This is a genomic window from Kocuria oxytropis (genome assembly GCF_040981195.1).
Taxonomy (GTDB): Bacteria; Actinomycetota; Actinomycetes; order Actinomycetales; family Micrococcaceae; genus Kocuria; species Kocuria oxytropis.
The window spans coordinates 307,604-331,983 of record NZ_JAVFXA010000002.1 but is presented as its reverse complement, the minus strand read 5'-3'; the positions used below and the strand labels follow the sequence as shown (position 1 = coordinate 331,983).

Sequence of the window (24,380 nt, the reverse complement as noted above, 5' to 3'; positions counted from 1 at the left end):
GCACGAGACCCACCCTCGAGGAGCCCCACGACCATGGCACGCACACGACCGTCCACGACGCCGCAGACCGGAGGGCCGGACGCGGCCCGGCTGCCCATGACGGAGGTGCCCCTGCCCGGGGTGGACCCGGCGTGGTCCCGCACGGTCACGGTCGCCTCGAGCGCCCCCGTGGAGCCCGTGCCCGGCCGGCGGCGCCGCTGGCACGTCCTGGACAACGCCCCCTCCCTGGAGGCCGCCGGGCTCACCCCGCGGGGGACGGTCCTGGCCGTGCACGGCAACCCCACCTGGTCCTACCTGTGGCGCGACGTGCTGGCCGCCGGGACCGACCCCGCGAACCCGTGGCGGGTGGTGGCCGTGGACCAGCTCGACATGGGCTTCTCGGAGCGCACGGGGCTCTTCCGCCGCCTCGACGACCGGGTCCGCGACCTGGGCGACCTCACGGCCGAGCTCGGCCTGGACGCGGGCGACGGCCCCGTGGTGACGCTCGCCCACGACTGGGGCGGGCTGGTCTCCTCCGGCTGGGCCCTGGAGCACCCGGACGTGCACCGGGCCACGATCCTCACCAACACGGCCGTCCACCACGACAACGCCGAGCGGATCCCCGCGTCCCTGCGCCTGGCGCTGGCGCCCGCCGTGCACGGGGTGCTCACCGAGGGCACCACGAGCTTCCTCGACGTGGCGCTCGCGCTGGCCGAGCCGTCCCTGTCCCGCGAGGTCCGGGCGGCCTACCGGGCCCCGTACGCCACGCAGGAACGGCGCGAGGCGATCCGCAACTTCGTGGCCGACATCCCCGCCGCCCCGGACCACCCCTCCCACGCCCGCTACGAGCAGATCGCCGCGGGGGTGGCCGAGCGCGACGTGCCCGCCCTGCTGCTCTGGGGCACCGGGGACCCCGTGTTCCAGGAGCGCTACCTGCACGACCTGCTGCGCCGGATGCCGCACGCCGACGTGCACCGCTACGAGGGCGCCCTGCACCTGCTGCCGGAGGACCGGGACATCGCCACCCCGGTCATGGCCTGGCTCGCCGACCGCTTCGGCCCCGGTCCCCGCCGCCGGGAGCTGCACCTGCAGCGCCGCGCGGCGGCACGCGCCGAGCACGTGCCCTTCCCCGCCGAGCTCGACGCGCGGCGGGCGGACCTCGGCCTCGCCGTCGTGGACATGGCGCCCAGCCCCGGCGACCCGCACGCGGGCTCCCGCGTGCCCCCGGTGCGGGCGAGCCTGAGCTGGGCGGAGCTCGCCGACCGCGTGGACCGCCTCGCCGCGGGGCTGACCGGGATCGGCGTGCGCCCCGGGGACCGCGTGAGCCTCATGGTGCCGCCGGGCTCGGATCTGACCGCGCTGCTCTACGCGTGCCTGCGCATCGGCGCCGTCGTCGTGGTGGCCGACTCCGGGCTGGGCCCCCGGGGCCTCACCCGGGCGCTGCGCGGGGCCGCACCCGGCTGGCTCGTGGGGATCCGCAGGGCGCTCGTCGCCGGCCGGGCCCTGGGCTGGCCCGGGACCCGGATCTCCCTCGAGGCCCTCGACCCCGTCTCCCGGCGGGTCCTCGGCGTCGCCCACGACGTGCCCGGACTGCTCGCGAGCGCCCCGCGCACGGACCTGCCCGCGCCGGACCCGGACGCGGACGCGGCGGTGCTGTTCACCTCCGGGTCCACCGGCCCGGCCAAGGGCGTGGTCTACACCCACCGGCAGCTCTCCGCCATGCGGGACGCCGTCCGCGGCACCTACGGGCTGAGCGCCGGCACGGGGCTCGTGGCGGGCTTCGCGCCGTTCGCGCTGCTCGGGCCCGCGATGGGGACCACCTCGGTGACGCCCGACATGGACGTGACCGCCCCGAAGACCCTCACGGCCCGCGCCCTGGCCGACGCCGCGTCCGCGATCCAGGCCACCGCGGTGTTCCTCTCCCCCGCCGCGATCGCCAACGTGCTCGCGACCCGCCACGACCTGGACGAGGGGCAGCGCGGGGCCCTGGAGCGGGTCGAGCTCGTGCTCTCGGCGGGGGCCCCCCTGCCGGAGCCGCTGCTCGAGCAGCTGCAGGAGCTGGTGCCGGCGGCCACGCTGCACACCCCCTACGGCATGACCGAGGGCCTGCCCCTCACGGACGTGACGCTCGGGACCATCCGGCAGGCGCGCCTGGACGGCCAGGGCGCCGCCGTGGCCGGGGCCGGCAACGGCGTGTGCGTGGGCACCGCGGTGCACGGCGCCGAGCTGGGCGTCACCGCCCTGGGCCCGGACGGCTCGCCCGGGGACGCGATCACGACCGAGCCCGGGGTGACCGGGGAGATCGTCGCCCGCGCCCCGCACCTCAAGGACCGCTACGACCGGCTGTGGTACACGGAGCACCTCAGCACCCAGCTGCCCGGCTGGCACCGCACCGGGGACGTGGGCCACGTGGACGCCGCCGGGCGGCTGTGGGTCGAGGGCCGCCTCGCCCACGTCATCGTCTCCGCCGGAGGCGTGCTGACGCCGGTCGCCGCGGAGCACGCGGCCCAGACGGTGCCGGGGGTCGGCCGCGCGGCCGTCGTCGGCGTCGGTCCGGCGGGGGCCCAGGTGCCCGTGGCCGTCGTGGAGACCGTGCCCCCGGCCCCGCGCTCCGGGCCCGCCGACCCGCTGGTCGCCGGGGCCGTGCGCGCCGCCGTGGCCGGGGCCACCGGGCTGGACCTCGCCGCCGTGCTCGTGGTCCCCGAGCACCCCACCGACATCCGGCACAACTCCAAGATCGACCGAGCCCTGCTGGCCCGCTGGGCGGACTCCGCCCTGGCCGGAGGAAGGATCAGGAACCCGTGAACGGCAAGCACCGCCAGGACGGCGCGCACGACGAGAAGGTCCCCGCCTACGACTCCTCCGTGACGGAGGGCGCCCCGCCGGCCGGCACCGGCAGCCACGAGGTGGAGCGCGGACGGGAGGAGCTGACCGGGACGGGGCGCACGGTGCTCGTCACCGGCGCCTCCGGGATGCTCGGGGAGCACGTGGCGCGGCGGCTCAGGGACCGCGGCTGGACGGTCCGGCTGCTCCAGCGCCGGCACGCCCCGCTGGCGGACGAGCCGGGCGTCGAGGAGGTCCTGGGCTCCGTCGCGGACCCGGAGGCCGTCGCGCGGGCCGTGGAGGGCGTCGACGACGTCGTCCACCTCGCCGCCAAGGTCTCCTTCGCGGGGGACTGGGCCGACTTCGTGCGGACCAACGTCACCGGCACCCGTGTGGTCCTGGAGAGCGCACGGGCCGCCGGCGCCGGCAACGTGGTGTTCGTCTCCTCGCCGTCGGTCGCGCACACGGGCGAGTCCATCGTGGGCGAGCCCGCCCGCACGGCCGACCCCGTGCACGCCCGCGGCGACTACGCCCGGTCCAAGGCCGCCGCCGAGCTGCTCGCGCTCGAGGCGGACGGGCACGGGCTGCGCGTCACGGCCGTGCGCCCGCACATCGTCTGGGGACCCGGCGACACGCAGCTCGTCGAGCGGATCGTGGACCGGGCGGCGCGGGGACGGCTGCCGCTGCTCGACCACGGCGCGGCCCTCATCGACACCACCTACGTGGACAACGCCGCCGAGGCGGTCGTGCGGGCGCTGGAGCGGATCGAGTGGGCGCACGGGCAGGCCCTGGTGGTCACGAACGGCCAGCCCCGCACCGTGGGCGAGCTCGTGGCGGGCTTCTGCCGGGCGGCCGGGGTGGAGCCGCCGGCGCGCCGGGTCCCGGGCGCGGCGGCCCGCCTGGCGGGCCGGGTCATCGAGAAGGTCTGGGCGCTGCGCCCGGGAGCGGACGAGCCCCCCATGACGGCGTTCCTCGCCGAGCAGATGTCCACGGCCCACTGGTTCGAGCAGAGGACCACCCGCGAGGTGCTCGACTGGACGCCGTCCGTGACGGTCGAGGAGGGCATGGAGCGGCTCGCCGCGCACTACCGGGACCGTCCGCGGGCCGCCCCCGGGACCCCGGGGCACTCCGCCGGGGCCCCGGCCACCGCGACCTCCGGAGCGCGGCCCTCCTGAGCACGCCCCCGTGGCGCCCGGTCAGAACCGGGCGTTGCGGGGCGTGCGCTGGCAGGCCGGGCAGCGGTACGAGGAACGGTTCATGAACTGCTCCCGCACCACCAGGGTGCTCCGTCCCTCCTCCGCGCAGCGCGGGCAGGGCAGGGAGGCCCGGCCGTAGGCGTTGAGGGAACGCGCGAAGTACCCCGACTCCCCGTTGACGTTGACGTACAGGGAGTCGAAGCTCGTCCCGCCGGCCGCCAGGGCGCGGTCCATGACCTCCCGGACCGCCTCGAGCAGGCGGTGCGTCTCGGGGCGGCGGAGCGTGTCCGTGGGCCGGGCCCAGTGCAGGCGCGCCTGCCACAGCGCCTCGTCCGCGTAGATGTTGCCGATCCCGGAGACGAGCGACTGGTCCAGCAGCGCGCGCTTGAGCCCGGTGCGGCGCCGGCGCAGCCGCTCGTGCAGGCGCCCCGCGTCGAAGGCGGGGTCCAGGGGGTCCCGGCCGATGTGGGCGGCGCGGGCGGGCACCAGCGGGGCACCGGTCGCGCAGCGACCGCCCGGGGCGCCGTCCTCGGTGGGCACGAGCCGGTCCAGGAGCATCCCGCCGAAGATCCGCTGGTCCACGAAGCGCAGCTCCGCCGGGGTGCCGGGGCGCTCGGACAGGCCCAGCCGCACCTTGAGGTGCCTCTCGTCCGGCGAGCCGGAGTCCTGGACGAGCAGCTGACCGCTCATCCCGAGGTGGACCAGCAGGGCCTCCTGCGGGGGCGATCCGTCCGGTCCGGTCAGCGGCAGCCAGAGGAACTTGCCGCGGCGCACCGCGTCGGCGACGACGGCGCCCTCGAGCTCGTGCGCGAAGTCGGCCGGACCGGCCTCGTGCCGGCGCACCGACCGGGGGTCCAGGACCTGCACGGACTCGATCCGGCGGCCGACCACCCAGCGCTCCACGCCGCGGCGGACGACCTCGACCTCGGGCAGCTCAGGCACCGCGGCGGGCGACCAGGGTCGCGTAGGCCTGCGCCGCGGCGGAGCGCTCGGCCTCCTTCTTGGTGGTGCCGGTGCCGGTGCCGTGGTCCTGGCCCCCGACGAGCACGTGCGCCTCGTAGCGGCGGTCGTGGTCGGGGCCCGTGCCCTCCACGGCGTAGCGGACGGGGCCCAGGCCGCGCGCGGCGGCCAGCTCCTGGATCTCGGTCTTCCAGTCGCGGCCCTCCCCCATCACGAAGTCGTCCTCCAGCAGGGGCACCACGAGCCGCAGCACGAAGGCGCGCGCCTGCTCCAGTCCCGAGCTCACGTAGACGGCGCCGATCAGCGCCTCCATGGTGTCGGCCAGGATGGAGGCCTTCTCGTGCCCGTTGGTGCGCACCTCCCCCTTGCCCAGGCGGATGTGGGGGCCCACGTCCAGGGACCGGGCGAGGTCGGCCAGCGTCCGGGTGCTCACCACGGCCGAGCGGATCTTCGCGAGGTTGCCCTCGGAGTCGTCGGGGTAGCGGTGGAAGATCTCGTCGGTGACCGCGAGCCCCAGCACGGAGTCCCCGAGGAACTCGAGCCGTTCGTTGTGGCCCTGCCCCTCGTGCTCGTACGCGTAGGAGCGGTGGGTCAGGGCAAGACGGAGCGTCCCGGCGTCGATGTCGACGCCGAGACGCTCCAGCAGGTCCTGAGACGTGGCGGTGGTGGTCACCGTGGTCAGGCGTCGGCCACCTTGCGGCCCTTGTACTCCAGGAACAGCGCGGTCCCGGCGGAGTCGGTCACGACCTTGGCCTGGTGCGGCAGGCTGTAGCTGACCTTGCCGTTCTCGACGGTCTTGACCAGCTTCGGCGCGGTCGCCTTCCACTGGGAACGGCGTGCACGGGTATTCGCACGGGACATTTTCCGCTTGGGAACAGCCACGGCTATCTCTCTTCTCTCGGTTCGGTCGTCTGGGTCGAGGTGTCCTGCTCGAGCAGCCCCGACAGGGCGCTCCAGCGCGGATCGAGCACCTCGTGGTGGTGCCCCGGGTCGTCCTCCAGGCGCGCGCCGCACTGGGCGCACAACCCCTGGCAGTCCTCCCGGCACACCGGTTGGAACGGCAGCTGCGTGATCACTGCGTCCCGAAGCATGGGTTCGAGGTCGATGGTCTCGTCCTGAACGTCATACATCTGGTCGTCCTCCGACTCCTCCCCACCGTCGGTGGCGGCGTCGAAGACGTAGAGCTCCTGCACGTCGACGTCCAGATCGTAGTCGATCGGGTCGAGGCACCGGCTGCACTCGCCGTGGATGGCCACGACGGCCGTGCCGGACACCAGGATACCGTCGTGGACGGATTCCAGCCGGAGGTCCAGGTCGATGTCCGAGCCCTCCGGGGCGCCGATGAGTGCGTTGCCGAAGTTCTCCGGCGCGGGCACAACTTCTTCCAGGCGTCGCATCATCCCCGGGCGGTGCTCGAGGTCCCGGACACCGATGGTGAGGGGCGAACTGTTCTCGCGACTGATGACTGACTCCTGGTGAAATTCTGACCGACAGACCATGTTAGCGTGCCGCGCCGCACGTTCTCAAACGCGGCGGCTCCCGGCGCGCCCGGGCGGGGCGGGCCGGCTCAGCCGCGCAGGGCCGCCAGCACGGGCGCCGGCACGAACCCGGAGACGTCCCCGCCGAGGCCGTGGACCTCCTTCACGAGCGTGGAGGACAGGTGCAGGTAGCGGGGGTCGCCGGGGAGGAAGACCGTCTCCACGCGGGTGAGGTCCCGGTTCATGGTGGCCATCGGCACCTCGTACGCGTAGTCCTCCCCCGAGCGCAGCCCCTTCACCAGGGCCACCGCGCCGCGCCGCGCCGCGTACTGCGCGAGCAGGCCCGCGCCCATGGGCTCCACGACGACCCCGGCGACGTCCGCGAAGCTCTCCCGCGCCAGGGCCAGCCGCCGGTCCGCGTCGAAGCGGTAGCGCTTGTGCGGGTTCGTGGAGACCGCGACCACGACCTCGTCGAAGAGGGCCGCGGCGCGGGCCACGACCTCCACGTGGCCGTTGTGCAGGGGGTCGAAGGAGCCGGGGCAGATCGCTCGGTGCATGGGTGCCATCCTAGGGGCGCACCGCGCCCCGGCGGCGTACCGTGGTGGGCGAGCGACCCCTCCGGGCAGAGCGGAGCACCGACATGGGCCATCACCGCCGCCGCGCGCGGACCGGGCAGCGGATCAGCGCCCAGGACGCGGCCACCCTGCGCGTGGAGCGCCGTGGGGTGCCCATGCACGTCGCGGCCCTGGCGCTGCTGGACGCCGGTCCGCTCCTGGGTCCCGGCGGGCGGCTGGGACTGGAGGTCGTCCGGGAGCACGTCGAGCGGCGCACCCGGGACGTCCCCCGGCTGCGCCAGGTGCTCGCCCGGCCCGGGCGCGGGCGGCCCGTGTGGCTCGCCGACCCCGTCTTCGACGTCGCCCGTCACGTGCACGCCCGTCCGGTGCCGCCGCCCGGGGACGAGGAGGGCCTGCTGCGGGTGTGCACCGCGATCCACGCGGTCCCGCTCGCGCAGGACCGGCCCCTGTGGGAGCTGTGGCTGCTGCCCGGGCTCGAGGGCGGCCGGACCGGCCTGCTGATCCGCTGGCACCACGTGCTCGCGGACGGCCTCGCGGCCCTGACCCTCCTCGCGCCGCTGTTCGATCCCGCGGCGCCCGGCGCCCCCGGCGCCCCGCCTGACGGCGCCCCGCCGCCCGGGACCGCCCCTCCCGGCACCCCGCCGGCCGGCATGTCCAGGCCCGGCGCCGCCCGGTCCGGCGCCGCGGCCGGCGGGCCCCCGTCCGTCCCGGCGGGGGCGCGCAGCCGGGCCGCCCGCCTGCTCGGCCGTCCGGCCCGGCTGCGCGCCGCCCTCGCCCAGGGTCGCGCCCCGGCCCTGAGCATCAACCGCCCCGTGGGCCCGCGGCGGCGCAGCGCGCTCGTGCGCGCCGACCTCGCCGCCGCCCGGAAGGTGGCCCACCGGCACGGCGGGACGGTCAACGACGTGGTGCTCGCCGCCGTGGCGGGCGGCGCCCGGCAGCTGCTGGCCGGGCGGGGTGAGCTGGCCGGCGTGACGGAGCTCGTGGTGTCGGTGGCCGCCTCCGTGCGCACCCCGGGAGATCCCGCGGGCGGCAACCGGACCGGTGTGCGCGTGGTGGCCGTTCCCGTGGACGAGCCGGACCCCGTGGCCCGGCTGCGCCGGATCGCGGCGACGACGGCCGCGCGGCGGGATCTGCCGCCGTACCGGCCGGGCGGTCGCCTCGCCCAGCACTGGATGGTCCGCGTGATGGACCGGCAGCGGCTCGTCAACGTCCTGCTCAGCAACGTGCGCGGCCCCGCGGCCCCGCTGCTCTTCGCGGGCGCGCCCGTGCGCGAGCTGTTCCCGGTGGGGGCCGTGCAGGGCAACCTGGCCCTCGCCGTGGGCGTGGTCTCCTACGCCGGCGCCCTGGGCCTCGACGTGGTGGCCGACGCCGACGTGGTGCCCGACCTGCCGGTGTTCGTGGCGGGGCTGACCGCCGCCCTCGAGGGGCTCGGCGCGGTTGCCCCTCCCCCGGGCCCCGCGGCGGAACCCTAGACTGGCCGCCATGGATGCCACCGACACCGCCGTCCCCTGCCCGCCCGGCCCCCCGTGGGAGCGCATGGCCCGCGGGGGCGGCCTGCTGACCGGCACCGGGGAGCTCACCGGGACGGTCTTCGAGGAGATGTCGCGGCTGGCCGCGCGGACGGGCGCCGTGAACCTGGGTCAGGGCTTCCCGGACGTCGACGGTCCGCAGGAGATGCTCGACGCCGCGGCGGCCGCGCTGCGGAGCGGCGGCAACCAGTACTCCCCGGTCGCGGGGCTGCCGGTGCTGCAGGAGGCCGTCGCCGCGCACCAGCACCGCTTCTACGGGATCGACGTGGACCCGGGCACCGGGGTCGTCGTGACGGTGGGCGCGTCCGAGGGTCTCGCCGCAAGCCTGCTCGCGTTCCTGCGGCCCGGGGACGAGGTCGTGGTCTTCGAGCCGCACTACGACCTCTACGGCGCCGTCGTGGAGTTCGCGGGCGCCCGGCTGGTCACGGTCCCGCTCGAGCCGCCGCGCTTCGCCCCCGATCCCGAGCGCCTCGCCGCCGCCTTCGGCCCCCGCACCCGGATGGTGATCCTCAACGACCCGCACAACCCCACCGGGACCGTGTTCGACGACGCCGTCCTGACCCGGCTGGCCCGGCTCGCCGCCGAGCACGACTGCGTGGTGGTCACCGACGAGGTCTACGAGCACCTGCGCTACGCCGGCCCGCACCGGCCGTTCGCCGCGCTGCCGGGGGCCTTCGAGCGGACCCTGACCGTCTCCTCCGTGGGCAAGTCCTTCTCGGCCACGGGCTGGCGCGTGGGCTGGGTCAGCGGGCCGGCGCACCTCGTGGGCCCCGTGCGCGCCACCAAGGCCTACCTCACGCACAGCGCCGCCACGCCGCTGCAGATCGGGGCGGCCACCGCCCTGGGCGCGCCGGAGGGCTTCTACGACCGGCTCACCGAGGACTTCCGGCGGCGCCGCGACGTGCTCGTGCAGGGCCTGGCCGCGGCGGGCGCCGAGCCGTTCGAGCCGCAGGGCACGTTCTTCGTCGTGGCCGACGTGCGCGGGCTGTGCGAGCGGCACGGCGCCGAGGACGCCGAGCACCTGGCCCCGCTGCTGGCCGAGCGCGCCGGCGTGGTGGGCGTGCCGGTCCCGGCCCTGGCCTCCGCGACGCACCGGGGGCTGTACGCGTCCTGGATGCGCTTCTCCTTCGGCAAGCGCCTGGAGGTCCTGGAGGAGGCGGGGCGGCGCCTGGCCGGCTGACGCGAGCCGAGGACGCCGCCCCGGGCCGGGCTCAGACGGAGACCGCCCGGCGGCCGAGGGCCCGGTAGCAGAAGCCGGCGGCGGTCCAGCGCTCGGGGTCGAGCACGTTGCGGCCGTCCAGGATCTGGGGGACGGCCACCAGCGGCTCGAGCTGCTCCGGGGTCATGGTCTTGAACTCCGCCCACTCGGTCAGCAGCACCACGACCTCGGCGCCGGTCACGGCCGCCTCGAGGGAGTCCACGTAGTCCAGGCGGGGATAGCGCTTGGCGGCGTTGGCGTTGGCCTTGGGGTCGTAGACGGCGACCTCGGCCCCGATCGAGTGCAGCCGGGCGGCGATGTCCAGGGCCGGGGAGTCGCGCACGTCGTCGGAGTCCGGCTTGAAGGCCGCCCCGAGCACGGCGACCTGGCGCCCCACCACGGACCCGCCCAGCATCTGGGTGACCGTCTCCACCGTGTGGCCGCGGCGGCGGACGTTGATGTCGTCGACCTCCGCGAGGAAGCGCACCGACTGCTCCACCCCCAGCTCCGCGGCGCGGGCCCGCAGGGCACGGATGTCCTTGGGCAGGCAGCCGCCGCCGAAGCCCACGCCGGCGTTGAGGAACTTGCGCCCGATCCGCTCGTCGAGCCCGATGGCGTCGGCCAGGGTGCGGATGTCCCCGCCGACCGCCTCGGTGAGCTCGGACAGGGCGTTGATGAAGGAGATCTTGGTGGCCAGGAACGCGTTGGCCGCGACCTTGACGAGCTCGGCGGTCTCGAAGTCGGTGACGATCAGGGGCACGCCGGCCTCGAGCTGGCGGGCGTAGACCTGGCGCATGACGGCCTCCGCGGCCTCGTCCTCGGCGCCGAGCACCATGCGGTCCGGGGTCAGGGTGTCCTCCACGGCGTAGCCCTCGCGCAGGAACTCGGGGTTCCACACCAGGGACACGTCCACCCCCTCACGGGCGGAGGCGCGCGCCAGGTCGGCCAGGCGCCGGGCGGAGCCGACCGGGACCGTGGACTTGCCCGCGATGACGCAGTCCTTCGTGGCGGCCGCGGCGATCGAGCCCACGGCGGCGTCGACGTAGCGCATGTCCGCCGCGAAGCTCCCGGCCCGCTGCGGGGTGCCCACGCCCACGAAGTGGACGTCGCCGAAGGCCCCGGCCTCCTCGTAGCTCGTGGTGAAGCGCAGCCGGCCCGTGCCCACGTGCGTGCGCAGCAGCTCCCCCAGGCCCGGCTCGTGGAAGGGCAGCTCGCCGCGGGACAGGGCGTCGACCTTCTCCGGGTCCACGTCCACCCCGAGCACCTCGAAGCCCATCTCCGCCATCGACGCGGCGTGCGTGGCCCCCAGGTAGCCCGTTCCCAGAACCGTGATCCTCATGGACGTCCTCCGTCTCTCCCGGGCGCGGGGCCCGTGCTCGTTGCTGCCTGTCGCATCTTGTCAAAGCGGGTGCGTGCGGGGACGCAGGTCCTGGTCCGGCGCGCCGGGCGGGGGCGCGGATGTGACGTCCGTCTCCGCGAACCACATCGTGGTCTCCCCGTGCCGCCGGTGCTCGAAGCGGCGCAGCCCCGCCGGCCAGTCCGGTTCCGGGGAGCGGGAGGAGCGCTCGACCACGACCACCCCTCCCTCCCGCAGCCGGCCCGCCAGCGGGGCGAGGACCGCGGTGAGCTCCGTCTCCGGGAGGGGGTACGGCGGATCGGCCAGGACCAGGTCCCAGGGTCCCGCGGCGGGATCCGCGAGGTAGCCGCCGACCGCCCCGGGCCGGACCGCGACGACGTCGTCCCGGCCGAGGGCCCCGTGGACCGTCCGGGCGTTGGCGCGGCAGACCCGCACCGCGCCCGGGTGCCGCTCCACGAGGGTCACCGAGGCCGCCCCGCGGCTCGCGGCCTCGCAGCCGAGCGCCCCGGAGCCCGCGAACAGGTCGAGGACCCGGGCGTCCCGGAGCATCCCCCACGCCTCGAGGCGCGCGAAGAGCGACTCCTTGACCCGGTCGGTCGTGGGCCGCGTGTCCCGGCCCGGCACGGACTGCAGCCGCAGCCCCCCGGCGGCCCCGGCGATGATCCTGCTCACGCGTGCTCCTGTTCTGTGCGCTGCGGCACGGGCTGCTGCGGCACGGGCTGCTGCGGCACGGCGCTCAGCCCCGGTCCAGGAACGCCTCGGCGTCCGGGTCGAGGTAGCGCTCGATGGCCTCGGCCAGCTCGGGGTGCTCGAGCAGCCGGGGGTCCTCGCGCAGGATGGCCTCCGCGTCCCGGCGGGCGCGCTCGATGAGCTCGACGTCGTCGAGGGCGCGGAGCAGGCGCAGGGTGGAGCGCCCGCCGGACTGCGCGGCGCCCAGGATGTCGCCCTCGCGGCGCAGCGCGAGGTCCGCCCGGGCCAGCTCGAAGCCGTCCGTGGAGGCCGCCACCACCTCGATCCGCTCCCGGGACGGGTGCCCGGCGGGACGCCGCGTGACGAGCAGGCAGGTCCCGGCGTGCCCGCCGCGCCCGATCCGGCCGCGCAGCTGGTGCAGCTGGGAGATGCCGAACCGGTCGGCGTCCACGATGATCATCAGCGTGGCGTTCGGGACGTCCACGCCCACCTCGACCACGGTGGTGCACACGAGCAGCGGCACGTCCCCGGCCGCGAACTCCTCCATGACGCGGGCCTTGCGGTCGGTGTCGAGCCGCCCGTGCAGCACCTCCGCGCGCACCCCGGCCAGCACGGGCTCGGCGGCGACGAGCTCGGCCAGCCAGGTGACGGACGCCATCGTGGCCTCGGCCCCGTCGTCCCCGGCCGCGGCGAGGGCCGACTCCGCCAGGGAGGAGTGGGGCGGGGGCTCCTCGTCGTCCCCGATCTTGGGGGCCACGACGTAGACCTGGCGGCCCGCGTCGATCTCCTCCCGGGCGCGCCGCCACAGGCGCCGCTCCCACCCCGGGTGCTCCACGAGACCCACGGCGTGGGTGGTGATGGGCTGCCGTCCGGCCGGGAGCTCGTCGAGGACGGAGACGTCCAGGTCCCCGAAGACGGTCATCGCCACGGTGCGCGGGATGGGGGTCGCGGTCATCACCAGCAGGTGCGGGGGCCGTCCGGCCTTGTCCCGCAGCCGGTCCCGCTGCTCCACGCCGAAGCGGTGCTGCTCGTCCACCACGACCAGCCCGAGGTCGGCGAACTGGACGACCTCCGACAGCAGGGCGTGGGTGCCGATGACGATCCCGGCCTCCCCGGAGGCGATCTGCAGGAGGGCCCGCCGGCGGGCCGCGGCGCCCATCGATCCCGTGAGCAGCACGACCCGCGTGCCGTCCGGGTCCCCGCCGAGCAGCCCGGCCTGGGCGAGCGGGCCCAGGGAGCGGAGCACGGAGCCGTGGTGCTGGGCGGCCAGCACCTCGGTGGGGGCGAGCAGGGCGGCCTGCGCGCCGGAGTCCACGACCTGCAGCATCGCGCGCAGCGCCACCAGGGTCTTGCCGGAGCCGACGTCCCCCTGGAGCAGCCGGTTCATGGGGTGGGTGCCGGCGAGCTCGGCGGCGAGCTCCTCCCCCACGGCGCGCTGACCGGCGGTCAGCGCGAACGGCAGCCCGGCGTCGAAGCGGGCCAGCACCCCGCCCGCGGCGCCCGGGCGGGCGGTGGTGGGGTGGGCGGCGAGCTCGGCGCGGCGGCGGGCCAGGGCGCACTGCAGCAGGAACGCCTCCTGGAAGCGGAACCGGCGGCGCGCCTCGCCGTGGGCACGGGTGTCCCGGGGGCGGTGGACCTGCCAGTAGGCCTCCTCGAGGCCCATGAGCCCCTCGCGCTCCCGGAGCCAGTCCGGCAGCGGCTCCGGGACGGCGCCGAAGTCCACCACGGGCAGCAGCGAGTGCACGGCGCGGGCGATCTTGTCCGTGGTCAGCTTGGCGGTGGCCGGGTAGATGGGGATGGGCCGTCCGGCCCGCTCCTCGGCGCTCTCCCCGGCCTCCGGGGCGTCCGGGTCGAGGATCGCGTAGTGCGGGTTGGTCATCGTCACGGCGTTGTGGTAGATGCCGACCGTCCCGGAGAACAGGGCGTGCGTGCCCGGCGGCAGGTCCCGGGCCGCGGTCCAGGCGTTGAAGAAGCTCAGCCGCATGGTCCGGCCCGGGCCGGGGTCCCCGTCCGCGAAGAGCCGCTGCGGGTCGGAGGAGGCGCGGTCCGTGATCACCACGTCCGTGATGGACCCGCGCCGGGAGCGCATCTTCCGGGTGGAGGCGTGCACGACCTCGGCCACGATGGTGACCTGCTGGTCGATGCGCAGCTCCGAGAACGGGGTGAGCTCACCGCGCGGCATGTACCGGCGGGGGAAGTGGTCCAGCAGCTGCCCGATGGTGGTGACCGAGAGCTGCCGGGCGAGCTGGTCGGCCGTGGTCCTGCCCAGCAGCCGGGCCAGCGGCTGGTCGAGCTCGGGGACCGGGTCGGGGAACGCCCCGCCGCCGTGGGATCGGGTCATCTCAGCGGCGCCTCATCCGTCCGCCTCCGAGAGGGAGGTCACCGTCAGGTTGACGGCCTTGCCGCGGGCGCCGATCACCGTGAGCGCGGCCTCGGGCCGCGGGACGTGCACGTGGACCCGCCACCGGTACCCGTCCCCCGTCTCGGTCACGGCGCTCATGATCACGCTGGTGCCGACCTCGCTGAGCTCGTGGCGCAGCTCCGCGGCGTCCAGCGGGCTCAGCTCCACGGTGCACATCACCTCCACGCCGCCGTGCACGGCGTGCGGCGGGTCCTCGGCGCCGGCGGCCCGGGCCGCGGCGGCGTCGATGAGCTCGTCGAGGGCGTTCTCGTCGCCGGCGTCGTCGCCGCCCACGGTGCGGGCCAGGGCGTCGAGGACGACGAGCATGCCCAGCGCGCCGGCGTCGACCGTGCCCGTCTCCCGCAGGATCTCGAGCTGGTCCGGGGTGACGAGCACCGCCGCCCGGGCCGCCGTGCTGACACCGGCGAGGAACTCCTTGAGCTGCTGGTTGGAGCCGTCCTCCACCCCCTGGGGCACGGGGACGGCCGCGGCGGCCTCCAGGACGGAGAGCATGGTCCCGTCCACGGGGTCCGTCAGGACGCTCCAGGCGCGTACGTGCCCGGCGTGCAGGGCCAGCCGCACGGACTCGGCGCTCAGCCTGGTGCTGCCCTCCAGCGCGCGGCCGACGGCCGTGAGGAAGACCGAGAACAGGGTGCCCGAGTTCCCGCGGGCCTCCTCGAGGGCGGCCTGGCCCGCGAGGGACAGCAGCTCCCCGACGTCTCCGGTCTCGAGCACGGCGGCGGCCTCGGCGGCGGCGCGCACGGTGGTCGAGAGGTTGGTCCCGGTGTCGGCGTCGGCCACGGGGAACACGTTCAGGGCGTTGAGGACGGGGCTGTGGCGCACGAGGTCCCGGTGGGCCAGGTCGAGCCACCGCCGCATGACGGCCGCGTTCGATCCGATCCTATGGTTCAAAGTGATCCCATCCTTCGCCGACCGCGTGCCCGAGAGCCCGGTGCGGCGCTCGTCCGTCGAGCAGCACCCGGGGGAGGGAGCCGTCCGGTGCGGGGGGCGCGGGCGCACACGAGCCTATCGCACGGAACGCGCCGGGCAGCGGCACGCCGGGCGGGAAGACGGCCAGCAGCCCGTGGTCCTCGCCCCCGGTCAGCACCCAGTCGCGAGGGTCCGCCCCGAGCAGACGGGCGGCCGGGGCGAGGGGCGCGGCGAGCTCGGCCACGGCCTCCCCGTCGAGGTCGACGACGACGCCGCTGGCGGCCGCGACCCGGCCGGCGTCGCGGAGCAGGCCGTCGGAGAGGTCGATCATCGCGGTGGCCCCGGCCGCGGCGGCGGCGGCCCCGGCGGGCACGGGAGCGCACGGCCGCAGCTGGGCCTGCGCCAGCGCGTCCAGCCGCTCGTCGTGGCCGGGCCGGTAGCGGCGGTCCTCGAGCAGGGCCACGCCCGCGGCGGCGCGCCCGGTGGTCCCGGCGAGCGCCACGGTGCCGCCCTCCCCCGCCCCGGAGCGGCGCACCGGGTCCCGGCCCTCGAGGTCGCCCGTCACCGTGGCCGTCACCGACAGCTCCCGGCCGGCGCCCAGGTCCCCGCCGACCACGGCGCAGCGCTCCGCGCCCATGGCCGCGAACCCGGCCACGAGTCCCCGGGCGAAGTCCAGGGGCCAGGACACCGGCGTGTCCGGCGGCAGGGTCAGGGAGACGACCGCGGCGGTGGGGACGGCTCCCATCGCGGCGACGTCGGCGAGGTTCTGGGCGGCGCACTTGACCCCGGTGTCGTAGCCGGTGGTGACCGTGCCGCAGGCCCAGGAGAGCCGGAAGTCCTGGTCCTGCACCTGGGTGTCCGTGGTGATCACGTACCGCCCGTCCGGGGCCGCGAGCACGGCGCAGTCGTCGCCGGGCCCCACCAGCACCGGGTCCGCCCCGCGGTCCGGGGAGGCCGGGCGCAGGAGCAGCGGGAGCACGCGGTCGAGCAGCTCCGCCTCGGAGAGCTCCCCGACGGTCGGTCCCGGTCCGGGCGGGGCGTGGGGCACGGGGGGCTGCTCCGCTGGGGGTCGGGTCATGGCGCTCATCCTAACGAGGGGCCCGGACGCGGGAACGGCGCCGCCCGAGGATTACGCTGGGGGCATGCCCTCGCTCCTGCTGTCCCGATCCGCCCGCGCCCTGTGGGGGGCGGGAGCCCTCGTGGTGGTCCTCGCGGGGTGCTCCGCGGCCGTCACCGTGGACCCCGCCGCCGACGCCGCCGACCCGGGGTGCGCCCCAGCGATGCTGGCCATGCCGGAGACCGTCGGGGAGCACGAGCGGCGCGAGACCACGAGCCAGGGGACCACGGCCTACGGCGAGCCCACGGCGGCGGTCGTGCGCTGCGGGGTGACGCCGCCCGGGCCCACCACGGACCCCTGCTCCTCCGTCAACGACGTCGACTGGCTGATCCGCCAGGACGAGGACGGGAGCACGTGGACGGCCACGACCTACGGCCGGGACCCGGCGGTCGAGGTCGTCTTCGACAGCACCGCCGTGGCGTCCTCGACCCTGCTCGTGGAGCTGGGCTCCGCCGTGGAGCAGATCCCCGCGGAGCGCCGGTGCCTGGACCTGCAGGACGCCGTGGAGGGCCTGTGAGCCCGGGGCCGGGCGGTGGCCGCGGCACCGGGCGCGGGCGGCGGGAATAGGCCCACGCCCCGCCGGGTTGTGGCGTGGACATGCACGCGAGCGCAGCACGCGCACAAGGAGGAGAACCCGTGGCCACCGATTACGACGAGCCCCGCGTCAAGCCCGAGGACGAACCCGCCAACGAGTCGCTCGAGGTGATCCAGGCGCAGCGCAGCGCCACCACGCAGAGCCCGGCGATCGACGTCGACGACGCGGACACGGCGGAGGGCATCGACCTGCCCGGTGCGGACCTGTCCCAGGAGGAGCTGCTCATCCAGGTGGTGCCGGAGCAGGACGACGAGTTCACCTGCATGTCCTGCTTCCTGGTCCGCCACCGCAGCCAGCTCGCCCGCGAGAAGGACGGCGCCCGGTACTGCATCGAGTGCGAGAGCTGACCGACCCCTCCGGTGGTGCCCGCCGGGCTCACTCGTGGCGCAGGGAGGCGATGGGGTCCTTCCGCGCCGCCCGGACCGCGGGGATCGTCCCGGCCAGGAACGCGATCCCCATGACGGAGAGCACGATCAGTGCCACCCGCCACGGCTCGAACGCGAACAGGGCGAGTCCGGGCAGCCCGGAGAGGAAGCCCTCGGCCAGCGCCCCGCTCAAGGCGGAGCCGCCGAGCACGCCCGCGACGGCGCCGACGACGGCCCCGAGGAAGCCGATGACGACGGCCTCGAGGGAGAACAGGCCGAAGACCCGCCCCCCGCTCATGCCCATGGCCTTCATCAGGCCGATTTCGCGGGTGCGCTCCTGCACCGACATCAGCAGGGTGTTGACGATCCCGAGCCCGGCGGCCAGGAGCGCGATGACGGCGCAGGCGTTGAGGATCCAGACGATGGCGTTGATGACGGCGCGGAACATGCCGAGCTGGTCCTCCACGGTGAGCCCGAGCATGTCGTGCTCCTCCAGCCGCGCCTGGACCGCCGGCGCCGCCGCCATGTCCTCGACGGTGACCGTGGCCATGGCGAAGCTCTCCGGCACCTCCTCCGGGGCCCCGCTGACCTGGTAGTCGTAGAGCCGCTGGTTGAAGGAGTCCGACGGGATGGGGTTCAGGGACGTCCCGACGAGGCTGGCCTGCGTCACGCCCGAGATGGTGGCCGGGAATGCCCGGTCCTGCTCCGCCATGTTGGTCATCACCACGTCGACCCGACCCCCGACCGCCTCGCCGGCGGAGGCGAAGCCCAGGTCGGCGACCCAGCTGTCGGGCACCACGATCTCGTCCCGTCCCGCGGCCGGGGCCCCGCCGGCCACCATCTGCAGACCCACGGCGTCGACCGGGATCCCCGGGGACAGCTGGAACCTGCTCCCGTCGGCGGCCTCCAGGTAGGTCGGGGCCACGGAGTACATGGGCTTCACGGAGCGCACGCCGTCGATGCCCTCGACGACGTCGATGTCCTCGCGGGTCAGCCCCTCGAAGGACACGCCGAAGCCCGTGCGGATCCGGGTGGTGTCCGGGTCGTACTCCCGGGGCCCCGAGGTCGCGGACAGCTCGATGAGGGGCTGCGACTTCTGCACGTAGAGCGCGTCGGCGTCGCCGAAGGCGGCCACCGTGTCGTCGATGTAGCGGTTCACCCCCGTGCCCATGCCCGAGGTGAGCGTCAGCGCGAACGCGCCGATGAACACGGCCAGCACGGTCAGGGTCGCGCGGATCCTCGCCCGCCGGGTGTTGGCGACGGCCGAGCGGAGCAGGTCGGGCCATCTCACCGGGCGCCCCCGGCCACGCCCACCACGGCCTCGGCGCCGGGCCCCGCTTCGGCGCCGGACCCCGCGGCGGGGCCGGCGCCGTCCACGACGAGACCGTCGTGCAGGTGCACCTGGCGGCCGCAGTGCCGCGCGAGGTCCTCGTCGTGGGTGACGACCACCAGCGTGATGCCCTGCTCCCGGTGCAGCCCGAACAGGAGGTCCTGGACCACCGCGCCGGTGGCCGAGTCGAGGTTGCCCGTGGGCTCGTCGGCGAAGATCACGGCGGGGTCGTTGACCAGGGCGCGGGCGAGGGCGACCCGCTGCTTCTGCCCGCCGGAGAGCTCGACGGCGCGGCTGGAGGCCTTCTCCGCCACGTCCAGCCGCTCCAGCACGTCCAGGGCGCGGCGCCGGCGCGCCGCGGGGCGGACACCGGCGATCTTCAGCGGCAGCACGACGTTCTCGAGGACCGTCTGGTCCGGGGTGAGGTAGAACTGCTGGAACACGAAGCCGAACGCGGCGTTGCGCGCGGCGTTGAGCTCACGGGCCGTCATCGAGGCCGCCGGCCTGCCGTCCAGGGCCACCGTCCCGTGGGTGGGTGCGTCGAGCAGCGCGAGCAGGTGCATCAGGGTCGACTTGCCCGATCCGGACTTGCCGACCACGGCCACGGACTCCCCGTGCCGGATCCGCAGGTCCACCCCGCGCAGCGCGGCGAAGCGGGTGTCCCCCCGGCCGTAGATCTTGACCAGGCCATGGGCCTCGAGCACCGCGGACGTCATCGGATCCCCCCTGTCGGAGCGCCCGTCCCCGCGGACGGCCGCCGTGGGACCACGTCCCGCCCTCCATCATGTGCACACGTTAACGGTGGAGGCGACCAGGACCGTGTCCCCACTAGTGCTGTCCCGGACCCCGGCGCCGGACAGGGCGGCCGGGAGCCCTGTTCGGCGGGTCCGGCGCGGACCGGACGAGGACCCGGCGTGGACCCGGTGTGGACCCGGTGTGGACTCGGCAGGGGCCCGGCGTGGACCCGACGGGGACCGCCGCGACCGGTGCGCCGGGCCCCGACTCCTCCCGTCACGTAGGAGTTCACCCTTGCTAATGCTGTGATCTGGACGATAGTTAACAGCACAGCGGTTCTTCGGCAGGGGGTCACGGCTCCGCAGGACGGGCGCACCGTCCGTCCGGGCCGAACGACGAGCGGCACGACGAGACGGGGGTCCGTCCGCGCGGGGGCGCGGGCCGCTCTCGCGGGGTCTGTGCGCGCGCTGGCGGTCCTGGGGTGGGCCCGGGCCGACGACGGGATACAGGAGACGCATCGACATGACCACTACGAGAAGACTGGCTGCCGCCGGTGCCTCGGCGACCGTGCTGGTGGGGGGCCTGTTCCTGGGCGCCCCGGCAGCGGTCGCCGCGCCCGGTGACGCCCCACCGGACGGCGCCCCGCCGGGCGCCGCCGCACCCGCATCCGCGGCGGTGGAACTGCCTGCCGCCGTACCCGCTGACGTCCCGGCCGCCGAGGTCCTGGTCGCCGAGGCACCGGCCGCCGAGGTGGCCGCGCCGGCCCAGGCCCCGGCACCGGCTCCCGAGCCGGCACCGGCCGCCGCCGAGGTGGCGGCCCCGGTCCTGCCGGTCGCGGACGCCCCGGCCCCCGCACCCGCGGAGGTCGCACCCGTCGAGGTCCAGCCGGTCGAGGCACCGGCCGCCGAGGTGGCCGCGCCCGTGCAGGCCCCGGCTCCCGAGCCGGGACCGGCCGCCGCCCAGGTGGCGGCGCCGGAGCCCGCGGCACCGGCCGCGGCCGTGGCCGAGCAGGCGGTCGTCCCCGAGCTCGCGCCCCAGGAGGCCGTGGTCGGAGCCGCGAACCCGGGGCTCAACGTGGACACCCGCCTCACCGCGGCACCCCTGGAGCAGACGGCCGGGGCCGGCCTGCTCACGGGGCTGCTCGCGGCGGCGGTGGCCCTTCCCGGTGCGCTCGCGTACAGGGCCCGGCGGCTCGGGCGCACCGGCGCCTGAGCCTCGGTGCCGTGCCGGTGCGCCCGCGGGCGCTCCGGCACGGCACCGTCGTCCCGGAGAAGGGCGACCGCCCCGGAGGAGGACGACGGCTCCGGAGGGCGGCGCCGCCCGGCGGGAGCCGGGCCCGGCCGCACCGGGAAAGGACCCCGGCCGTGACGGGGACCGGCGCCAACCGGCACAGGACGCGCCCTGACAGGACAGGACGGGCCGGCACAGGACGGGCCGGCACAGGACGGGCCGGGACAGCGCCGGACAGGACAGCACGGGACAGGACAGGCCCGGGAAGAACAGGACGGAGCAGGATGGCAACGAGCACCGTGGCGGGGCCGCCACGGCCGGTTGCGGCGAAGGACCCGGGGGCCCGCCGGGCGGCCGTGGTGACGCTGTGCGCCGCCGTGCTGTGGGTGGCGCTGATGAACCAGTGGTTCCTGGCCCAGACGTTCTTCGGGCACGTGCCGTCCGCGGCGTCGCCGCTGCGCCTGAGCATCGACGCGGTCGGCTTCGACGCGGACGTGCTCCCGTACGACCCGACGGACGAGGACCTCGAGGGCGGGTCCCTCGTGCCGCCGCAGACCTACAGCGGCTACCGGCTCACGCCGTACGGGATGCCCGGGGCGGGCTCGACCAACACCACGTACATCGCCGGGCACAGCTACGACAGGGTGGAGCTGCCCTTCAACAAGCTGAGCGACCCGGGCCTGGTCGGCGAGGAGCTCGAGGTCGAGACCGTGGACGGGACCCTCGACTACGTGGTGGACTCGGTGACGACCTACGAGAAGGACACCCTGAAGGACAGTGAGATCTGGCGGGTCGTCCCGAACCGCATCGTGCTGATCAGCTGCTACACCCAGGACGCGGTCGGCAAGAACGTGGTGGTCACCGCCTCCCCGGCGCCGTGAGGCGGGTTCGCGGCCGCGCGGCGGTTCAGCGCAGCCCCACCGGCCGTTCCAGGGCCAGGCCCAGGAGCTCGTCGATCAGCTCGGCGTAGTCGAGGCCGGAGGCCGCCCACATCCGCGGGTACATCGAGATGGGCGTGAACCCGGGCATCGTGTTGATCTCGTTGATGACCACCCTGCCGTCCGGGGTGTAGAAGAAGTCGGCACGGCACAGCCCCTCCCCGTCCAGCGCCTCGAAGGCGGTCACGGCGCCGCGGCGGATCGTCTCGATGGCCTCCTGCGGCAGGTCCGCGGGACAGCTGAGCCTCGCGGAGGCCTGCGAGACGTACTTCGCCTCGAAGTCGTAGAACGCGTGCTCGTCGACGATCTCGATCTCCCCCGGCATGGAGGTCCGGGCGGCACCGGTCCCCCGCCCCTGGAGCACCGCGCACTCGATCTCGCGGCCCACGATCCCCGCCTCGACCACGAGTTTGCGGTCGTGCTCGCGGGCGGCCGCGATCGCGGCGTCCAGCTCCTCCGCGCGCTCCACCTTCGTGATGCCGAAGGAGGACCCGGCGCGGGCCGGCTTGACGAACACGGGGAAGCCGAGCGCGGCGATGCGCTCGCGCACGCCGTGGGGGTCCACGGCCCACTGCCGGTCGGTCACCACCGTGTAGGGACCCACTTCCAGCCCCGCCGCCTCGAAGGCGAGCTTCATGAAGTGCTTGTCCATCCCCACCGCCGAGGCGGTCACCCCGCAGCCCACATAGCGCAGGTCGGCGAGCTCGAGCAGCCCCTGCAGCGTGCCGTCCTCCCCGAAGGGCCCGTGCAGCAGCGGCAGGACCACGTCGATGTGCCGGTCCCGGGCGACCGTCTGCCCGCAGGGGCCGTCCTGGCGCACGATGAGCTCGCTCTCCCCGACCTTCAGCGGCAGGCTCACGAGGTCCTCGCCCACGGGCAGCTCCGCGATCGGGTTCGCCTCGAGCAGCGCCTCGAGCTCCTCCTGGGGGCAGAGGAACCACTCCCCGGAGGTCGCGATGCCCACGGTCACCACGTCCCACTTCTCGCGGTCGATGGCGCGCAGCACGCCACGGGCCGTGATGAGGGAGATGGAGTGCTCGCTGGAGCGACCGCCGAACAGCACGGCGACGCAGGGGCGGGGGGTCATGGGGCGGTCCCTTCGGATTTGATCTCTCGGCCCAGCAGCAGCTGGGCCACGTCGTCGATGGTGATCTGCTCGCGCAGGATGGCCACGACGGCCTCGGTGATGGGCACGTCGACGCCGTGCCGGCGGGCCAGGGCGAGCACGGCCGGGGCGGACTTGATGCCCTCGGCGGTCTGGGTCATCTCCTCCTGGACCTCCGCGGGGGTCAGGCCCAGCCCGAGGAGCCGGCCCGCGGTGCGGTTGCGGGACAGGGGCGAGGAGCAGGTGGCCACGAGGTCGCCCAGCCCGGCGAGCCCGGAGAGGGTCTCCAGCCGGCCGCCGAGGGCGAGCGCGAGCCGGGTGGTCTCGGCCAGGCCGCGGGTGATGATGGAGGCCTTGGAGTTCTCCCCGAAGTGGCGGCCGTCGGCGACGCCCACCCCGAGGGCGATGACGTTCTTGACGACGCCGCCGATCTCGGTGCCCACCACGTCCGTGTTCGTGTAGGGGCGGAAGTAGCGGGTCCGGCAGGCGTGGGCCACCCAGGTGGCCAGCGCCTCGGACGGGGCCGCCACCACCGACGCCGTGGGCTGCTCCTCGGCGATCTCCATGGCCAGGTTCGGCCCCGAGAGCACGCACGTGCGTGCCCGCCAGTGCTCGGGGCCCAGGCCGGTGGCCCGGCCGAGCTCCTCGGCGACCACCTCGCTCATCCGCAGGCCCGTGTCCCGCTCGAGCCCCTTGGCCAGGGACAGCACCACGGCGTCCCGCTCGAGGTGCTCCGCCGCGGCGGCCAGCTGCGCGCGCAGGGACTGCGCGGGGACGGCGAGGACCACGAGGTCCGCCCCGTGCACGGCGGCGGCGAGGTCCGCGGTGATCTCCAGGCGCTCGGGCAGCCGGATGCCGGGGACGTAGCGGTCGTTCACCCGGGTGCGGGCGGTGTGGCCCATCGCGGCGGCGCTGCGTCCCCACAGCACCACGGTCCGGCCGGGAGGCTCGTGGCGGTCGTGCGCGGCCTCCCGGGCGCTGTCGGCGAGGATCTTGGCGAAGGTCGTGCCCCAGGACCCGGCCCCCAGCACGGCGATCCTGCGGGGACCGGCGGCGGGCGGGCCCCCGGGGGCCGGTGCGGTGGGCTCGGCCGGCGTCACGGGCGGGCCCCCCGGCGGCGGTCCCAGAGGGCGGCCGGCGGCTCCGTGCCGCGCAGCACGGCGAGCTCCCGCGCCACCGCCCGCATGACGGCGTCCGTGGCCTCCTCGAGCCGGGCCGCGTCCGGCTCCGCCGGACGGGTCAGGTCGGGGACCTCCTCCCGCCACGGGCCGAGGTCCACGGGCGGGCCGATCCGCACGCGGACGTCCTTGCGGGGGAAGAGGCTGACGGTGCGCCGGCCCGTGGCGCGGTCGTGGTCGAGGACGTCCTGGTCGCCCCAGTGCGCCACCGGGACGACCGGGGCCCCGGTGGCCAGGGCCAGGCGCACGGCGCCCGTGTGCCCGGTCATCGGCCACCGGCCGGGGTCCCGGGTGAGGGTCCCCTCGGGGTAGATCACCACGGCCCCGCCGGAGGCGAGCTCCGCGCGGGCCGCCGTCAGCGCCGCCGCCGCGTCGGCCGTGCCGCGCAGCACGGGGACCTGGCCCGTGGCCCGGAGCACCGCGCCCACCCCGGGGACGCGGAACAGCGACTCCTTCGCAAGGAAGCGCGGCATGATCCCGTTGTCGTAGAGCGTGATGGCGACAGTCAGGGGGTCGAGCTCGGTCAGGTGGTTGGGGACCACGACGAACCCGCCCTCGGCGGGCAGGTGCTCCTGCCCGGACCAGCGCAGCCGGGCCACCAGCGCGTAGGCCGGTTTCACGACGCCCGCGAGCACGCGGAAGAGGCGACGGTTCGAGGTGCGGCTCATCGA

The 24,380-nt window shown here is 75.7% G+C and carries 23 protein-coding genes; 8 read left to right on the top strand and 15 right to left on the bottom strand.

Annotated features, from left to right (window positions below):
• Positions 1-96 precede the first annotated feature (96 nt).
• Positions 97-2,784 carry an alpha/beta fold hydrolase gene (locus tag QYM41_RS03955; RefSeq protein WP_368798445.1) on the top strand — a complete coding sequence of 896 codons (2,688 nt, stop codon included), beginning with the start codon at positions 97-99 and terminating at the stop codon, positions 2,782-2,784.
• Positions 2,781-3,977 carry an NAD-dependent epimerase/dehydratase family protein gene (locus QYM41_RS03950; RefSeq protein WP_368798425.1) on the top strand — a complete coding sequence of 399 codons (1,197 nt, stop codon included), beginning with the start codon at positions 2,781-2,783 and terminating at the stop codon, positions 3,975-3,977. The genes QYM41_RS03955 and QYM41_RS03950 overlap by 4 nt, the downstream gene beginning before the upstream one ends.
• 21 nt (positions 3,978-3,998) lie before the next feature.
• Here QYM41_RS03950 and mutM read toward each other — a convergent pair whose 3' ends face one another.
• The 5 genes from mutM to coaD all read right to left on the bottom strand — a co-directional run bounded on the left by mutM (position 3,999) and on the right by coaD (position 6,993).
• The gene (gene mutM / locus QYM41_RS03945; RefSeq protein ID WP_368798424.1) at positions 3,999-4,940 is read right to left on the bottom strand and encodes a bifunctional DNA-formamidopyrimidine glycosylase/DNA-(apurinic or apyrimidinic site) lyase; all 942 of its coding nucleotides are present in this window, start codon (positions 4,938-4,940) and stop codon (positions 3,999-4,001) included.
• Positions 4,933-5,631, bottom strand: coding sequence for a ribonuclease III (rnc, locus tag QYM41_RS03940; RefSeq protein ID WP_368798423.1), 699 nt, complete (start codon positions 5,629-5,631; stop codon positions 4,933-4,935). Before rnc ends, mutM begins: the two co-directional genes overlap by 8 nt.
• 5 nt (positions 5,632-5,636) lie before the next feature.
• Positions 5,637-5,840 (bottom strand): 50S ribosomal protein L32, encoded by a 204-nt coding sequence (gene rpmF, locus QYM41_RS03935; protein WP_058874629.1) that lies wholly within the window; start codon positions 5,838-5,840, stop codon positions 5,637-5,639.
• 2 nt (positions 5,841-5,842) lie between these two features.
• Entirely contained in the window at positions 5,843-6,355 is a 513-nt protein-coding gene (locus QYM41_RS03930; RefSeq protein WP_368798444.1) for a YceD family protein, read from the bottom strand.
• A gap of 170 nt (positions 6,356-6,525) precedes the next feature.
• Positions 6,526-6,993: a pantetheine-phosphate adenylyltransferase gene (coaD, locus tag QYM41_RS03925; RefSeq protein ID WP_368798422.1), complete on the bottom strand. Its 468-nt coding sequence runs from the start codon at positions 6,991-6,993 to the stop codon at positions 6,526-6,528.
• Between the two features lie 83 nt (positions 6,994-7,076).
• On the opposite strand from coaD, the gene QYM41_RS03920 reads away from it, so the two are divergent.
• Both QYM41_RS03920 and QYM41_RS03915 read left to right on the top strand, forming a co-directional pair.
• Positions 7,077-8,483 carry a wax ester/triacylglycerol synthase domain-containing protein gene (locus QYM41_RS03920; protein WP_368798421.1) on the top strand — a complete coding sequence of 469 codons (1,407 nt, stop codon included), beginning with the start codon at positions 7,077-7,079 and terminating at the stop codon, positions 8,481-8,483.
• 10 nt (positions 8,484-8,493) lie between these two features.
• Positions 8,494-9,720, top strand: a complete 1,227-nt coding sequence (locus QYM41_RS03915) for an aminotransferase class I/II-fold pyridoxal phosphate-dependent enzyme (protein WP_368798420.1) — start codon at positions 8,494-8,496, stop codon at positions 9,718-9,720.
• Positions 9,721-9,751: 31 nt separating this feature from the next.
• Here QYM41_RS03915 and QYM41_RS03910 read toward each other — a convergent pair whose 3' ends face one another.
• The 5 genes from QYM41_RS03910 to thiL all read right to left on the bottom strand — a co-directional run bounded on the left by QYM41_RS03910 (position 9,752) and on the right by thiL (position 16,194).
• A complete protein-coding gene (locus QYM41_RS03910) occupies positions 9,752-11,077 on the bottom strand; it encodes a UDP-glucose dehydrogenase family protein (RefSeq protein WP_368798419.1) in 1,326 nt (441 codons plus the stop codon).
• A 60-nt stretch (positions 11,078-11,137) separates the two neighbouring features.
• Positions 11,138-11,767 carry a 16S rRNA (guanine(966)-N(2))-methyltransferase RsmD gene (gene rsmD, locus QYM41_RS03905; RefSeq protein ID WP_368798418.1) on the bottom strand — a complete coding sequence of 210 codons (630 nt, stop codon included), beginning with the start codon at positions 11,765-11,767 and terminating at the stop codon, positions 11,138-11,140.
• Between the two features lie 64 nt (positions 11,768-11,831).
• Positions 11,832-14,126: an ATP-dependent DNA helicase RecG gene (locus tag QYM41_RS03900; RefSeq protein ID WP_368798417.1), complete on the bottom strand. Its 2,295-nt coding sequence runs from the start codon at positions 14,124-14,126 to the stop codon at positions 11,832-11,834.
• A gap of 12 nt (positions 14,127-14,138) precedes the next feature.
• Complete coding sequence (locus QYM41_RS03895) at positions 14,139-15,065, bottom strand: DAK2 domain-containing protein (RefSeq protein WP_368798416.1); 927 nt, start codon at positions 15,063-15,065, stop codon at positions 14,139-14,141.
• A 22-nt stretch (positions 15,066-15,087) separates the two neighbouring features.
• A complete protein-coding gene (gene thiL, locus QYM41_RS03890) occupies positions 15,088-16,194 on the bottom strand; it encodes a thiamine-phosphate kinase (protein WP_368798415.1) in 1,107 nt (368 codons plus the stop codon).
• Positions 16,195-16,258: 64 nt separating this feature from the next.
• On the opposite strand from thiL, the gene QYM41_RS03885 reads away from it, so the two are divergent.
• Together QYM41_RS03885 and QYM41_RS03880 are read left to right on the top strand one after the other, a co-directional pair.
• Positions 16,259-16,750, top strand: a complete 492-nt coding sequence (locus QYM41_RS03885) for a DUF3515 family protein (RefSeq protein ID WP_368798414.1) — start codon at positions 16,259-16,261, stop codon at positions 16,748-16,750.
• A gap of 119 nt (positions 16,751-16,869) precedes the next feature.
• Positions 16,870-17,175: a DUF4193 domain-containing protein gene (locus QYM41_RS03880; RefSeq protein ID WP_368798413.1), complete on the top strand. Its 306-nt coding sequence runs from the start codon at positions 16,870-16,872 to the stop codon at positions 17,173-17,175.
• A gap of 28 nt (positions 17,176-17,203) precedes the next feature.
• Here QYM41_RS03880 and QYM41_RS03875 read toward each other — a convergent pair whose 3' ends face one another.
• Both QYM41_RS03875 and QYM41_RS03870 read right to left on the bottom strand, forming a co-directional pair.
• Positions 17,204-18,484 (bottom strand): ABC transporter permease, encoded by a 1,281-nt coding sequence (locus QYM41_RS03875; protein WP_368798412.1) that lies wholly within the window; start codon positions 18,482-18,484, stop codon positions 17,204-17,206.
• A complete protein-coding gene (locus QYM41_RS03870) occupies positions 18,481-19,239 on the bottom strand; it encodes an ABC transporter ATP-binding protein (RefSeq protein ID WP_368798411.1) in 759 nt (252 codons plus the stop codon). Before QYM41_RS03870 ends, QYM41_RS03875 begins: the two co-directional genes overlap by 4 nt.
• Before the next feature lie 541 nt (positions 19,240-19,780).
• Between QYM41_RS03870 and QYM41_RS03865 the strand changes: the two genes are divergently transcribed.
• Positions 19,781-20,470, top strand: a complete 690-nt coding sequence (locus QYM41_RS03865; RefSeq protein WP_368798410.1) for a hypothetical protein — start codon at positions 19,781-19,783, stop codon at positions 20,468-20,470.
• Between the two features lie 302 nt (positions 20,471-20,772).
• Positions 20,773-21,369: a class F sortase gene (locus tag QYM41_RS03860; protein WP_368798409.1), complete on the top strand. Its 597-nt coding sequence runs from the start codon at positions 20,773-20,775 to the stop codon at positions 21,367-21,369.
• A gap of 25 nt (positions 21,370-21,394) precedes the next feature.
• Here the strand turns inward: QYM41_RS03860 and QYM41_RS03855 are convergent, their stop codons facing one another.
• The 3 genes from QYM41_RS03855 to QYM41_RS03845 are packed head-to-tail and all read right to left on the bottom strand — an operon-like array spanning position 21,395 to position 24,377.
• Entirely contained in the window at positions 21,395-22,513 is a 1,119-nt protein-coding gene (locus QYM41_RS03855; RefSeq protein WP_368798408.1) for a D-alanine--D-alanine ligase family protein, read from the bottom strand.
• Positions 22,510-23,631, bottom strand: coding sequence for an NAD(P)H-dependent glycerol-3-phosphate dehydrogenase (locus QYM41_RS03850; RefSeq protein WP_368798407.1), 1,122 nt, complete (start codon positions 23,629-23,631; stop codon positions 22,510-22,512). Before QYM41_RS03850 ends, QYM41_RS03855 begins: the two co-directional genes overlap by 4 nt.
• On the bottom strand, positions 23,628-24,377 hold the full coding sequence (locus QYM41_RS03845) for a lysophospholipid acyltransferase family protein (protein ID WP_368798406.1): 750 nt from the start codon (positions 24,375-24,377) through the stop codon (positions 23,628-23,630). Before QYM41_RS03845 ends, QYM41_RS03850 begins: the two co-directional genes overlap by 4 nt.
• Positions 24,378-24,380 lie beyond the last annotated feature (3 nt).

Coding starts and splice junctions, on each gene's coding strand:
- QYM41_RS03910 (WP_368798419.1), bottom strand. CDS start 11,077: ATGAGGATCACGGTTCTGGGAACGGGCTACCTGGGGGCCACGCACGCC.
- QYM41_RS03915 (WP_368798420.1), top strand. CDS start 8,494: ATGGATGCCACCGACACCGCCGTCCCCTGCCCGCCCGGCCCCCCGTGG.
- QYM41_RS03895 (WP_368798416.1), bottom strand. CDS start 15,065: ATGCGGCGGTGGCTCGACCTGGCCCACCGGGACCTCGTGCGCCACAGC.
- QYM41_RS03920 (WP_368798421.1), top strand. CDS start 7,077: ATGGGCCATCACCGCCGCCGCGCGCGGACCGGGCAGCGGATCAGCGCC.
- QYM41_RS03885 (WP_368798414.1), top strand. CDS start 16,259: ATGCCCTCGCTCCTGCTGTCCCGATCCGCCCGCGCCCTGTGGGGGGCG.
- QYM41_RS03955 (WP_368798445.1), top strand. CDS start 97: ATGACGGAGGTGCCCCTGCCCGGGGTGGACCCGGCGTGGTCCCGCACG.
- QYM41_RS03870 (WP_368798411.1), bottom strand. CDS start 19,239: ATGACGTCCGCGGTGCTCGAGGCCCATGGCCTGGTCAAGATCTACGGC.
- QYM41_RS03865 (WP_368798410.1), top strand. CDS start 19,781: ATGACCACTACGAGAAGACTGGCTGCCGCCGGTGCCTCGGCGACCGTG.
- thiL (WP_368798415.1), bottom strand. CDS start 16,194: ATGACCCGACCCCCAGCGGAGCAGCCCCCCGTGCCCCACGCCCCGCCC.
- QYM41_RS03930 (WP_368798444.1), bottom strand. CDS start 6,355: ATGCGACGCCTGGAAGAAGTTGTGCCCGCGCCGGAGAACTTCGGCAAC.
- QYM41_RS03855 (WP_368798408.1), bottom strand. CDS start 22,513: ATGACCCCCCGCCCCTGCGTCGCCGTGCTGTTCGGCGGTCGCTCCAGC.
- coaD (WP_368798422.1), bottom strand. CDS start 6,993: ATGCACCGAGCGATCTGCCCCGGCTCCTTCGACCCCCTGCACAACGGC.
- QYM41_RS03900 (WP_368798417.1), bottom strand. CDS start 14,126: ATGACCCGATCCCACGGCGGCGGGGCGTTCCCCGACCCGGTCCCCGAG.
- QYM41_RS03845 (WP_368798406.1), bottom strand. CDS start 24,377: ATGAGCCGCACCTCGAACCGTCGCCTCTTCCGCGTGCTCGCGGGCGTC.
- QYM41_RS03860 (WP_368798409.1), top strand. CDS start 20,773: ATGGCAACGAGCACCGTGGCGGGGCCGCCACGGCCGGTTGCGGCGAAG.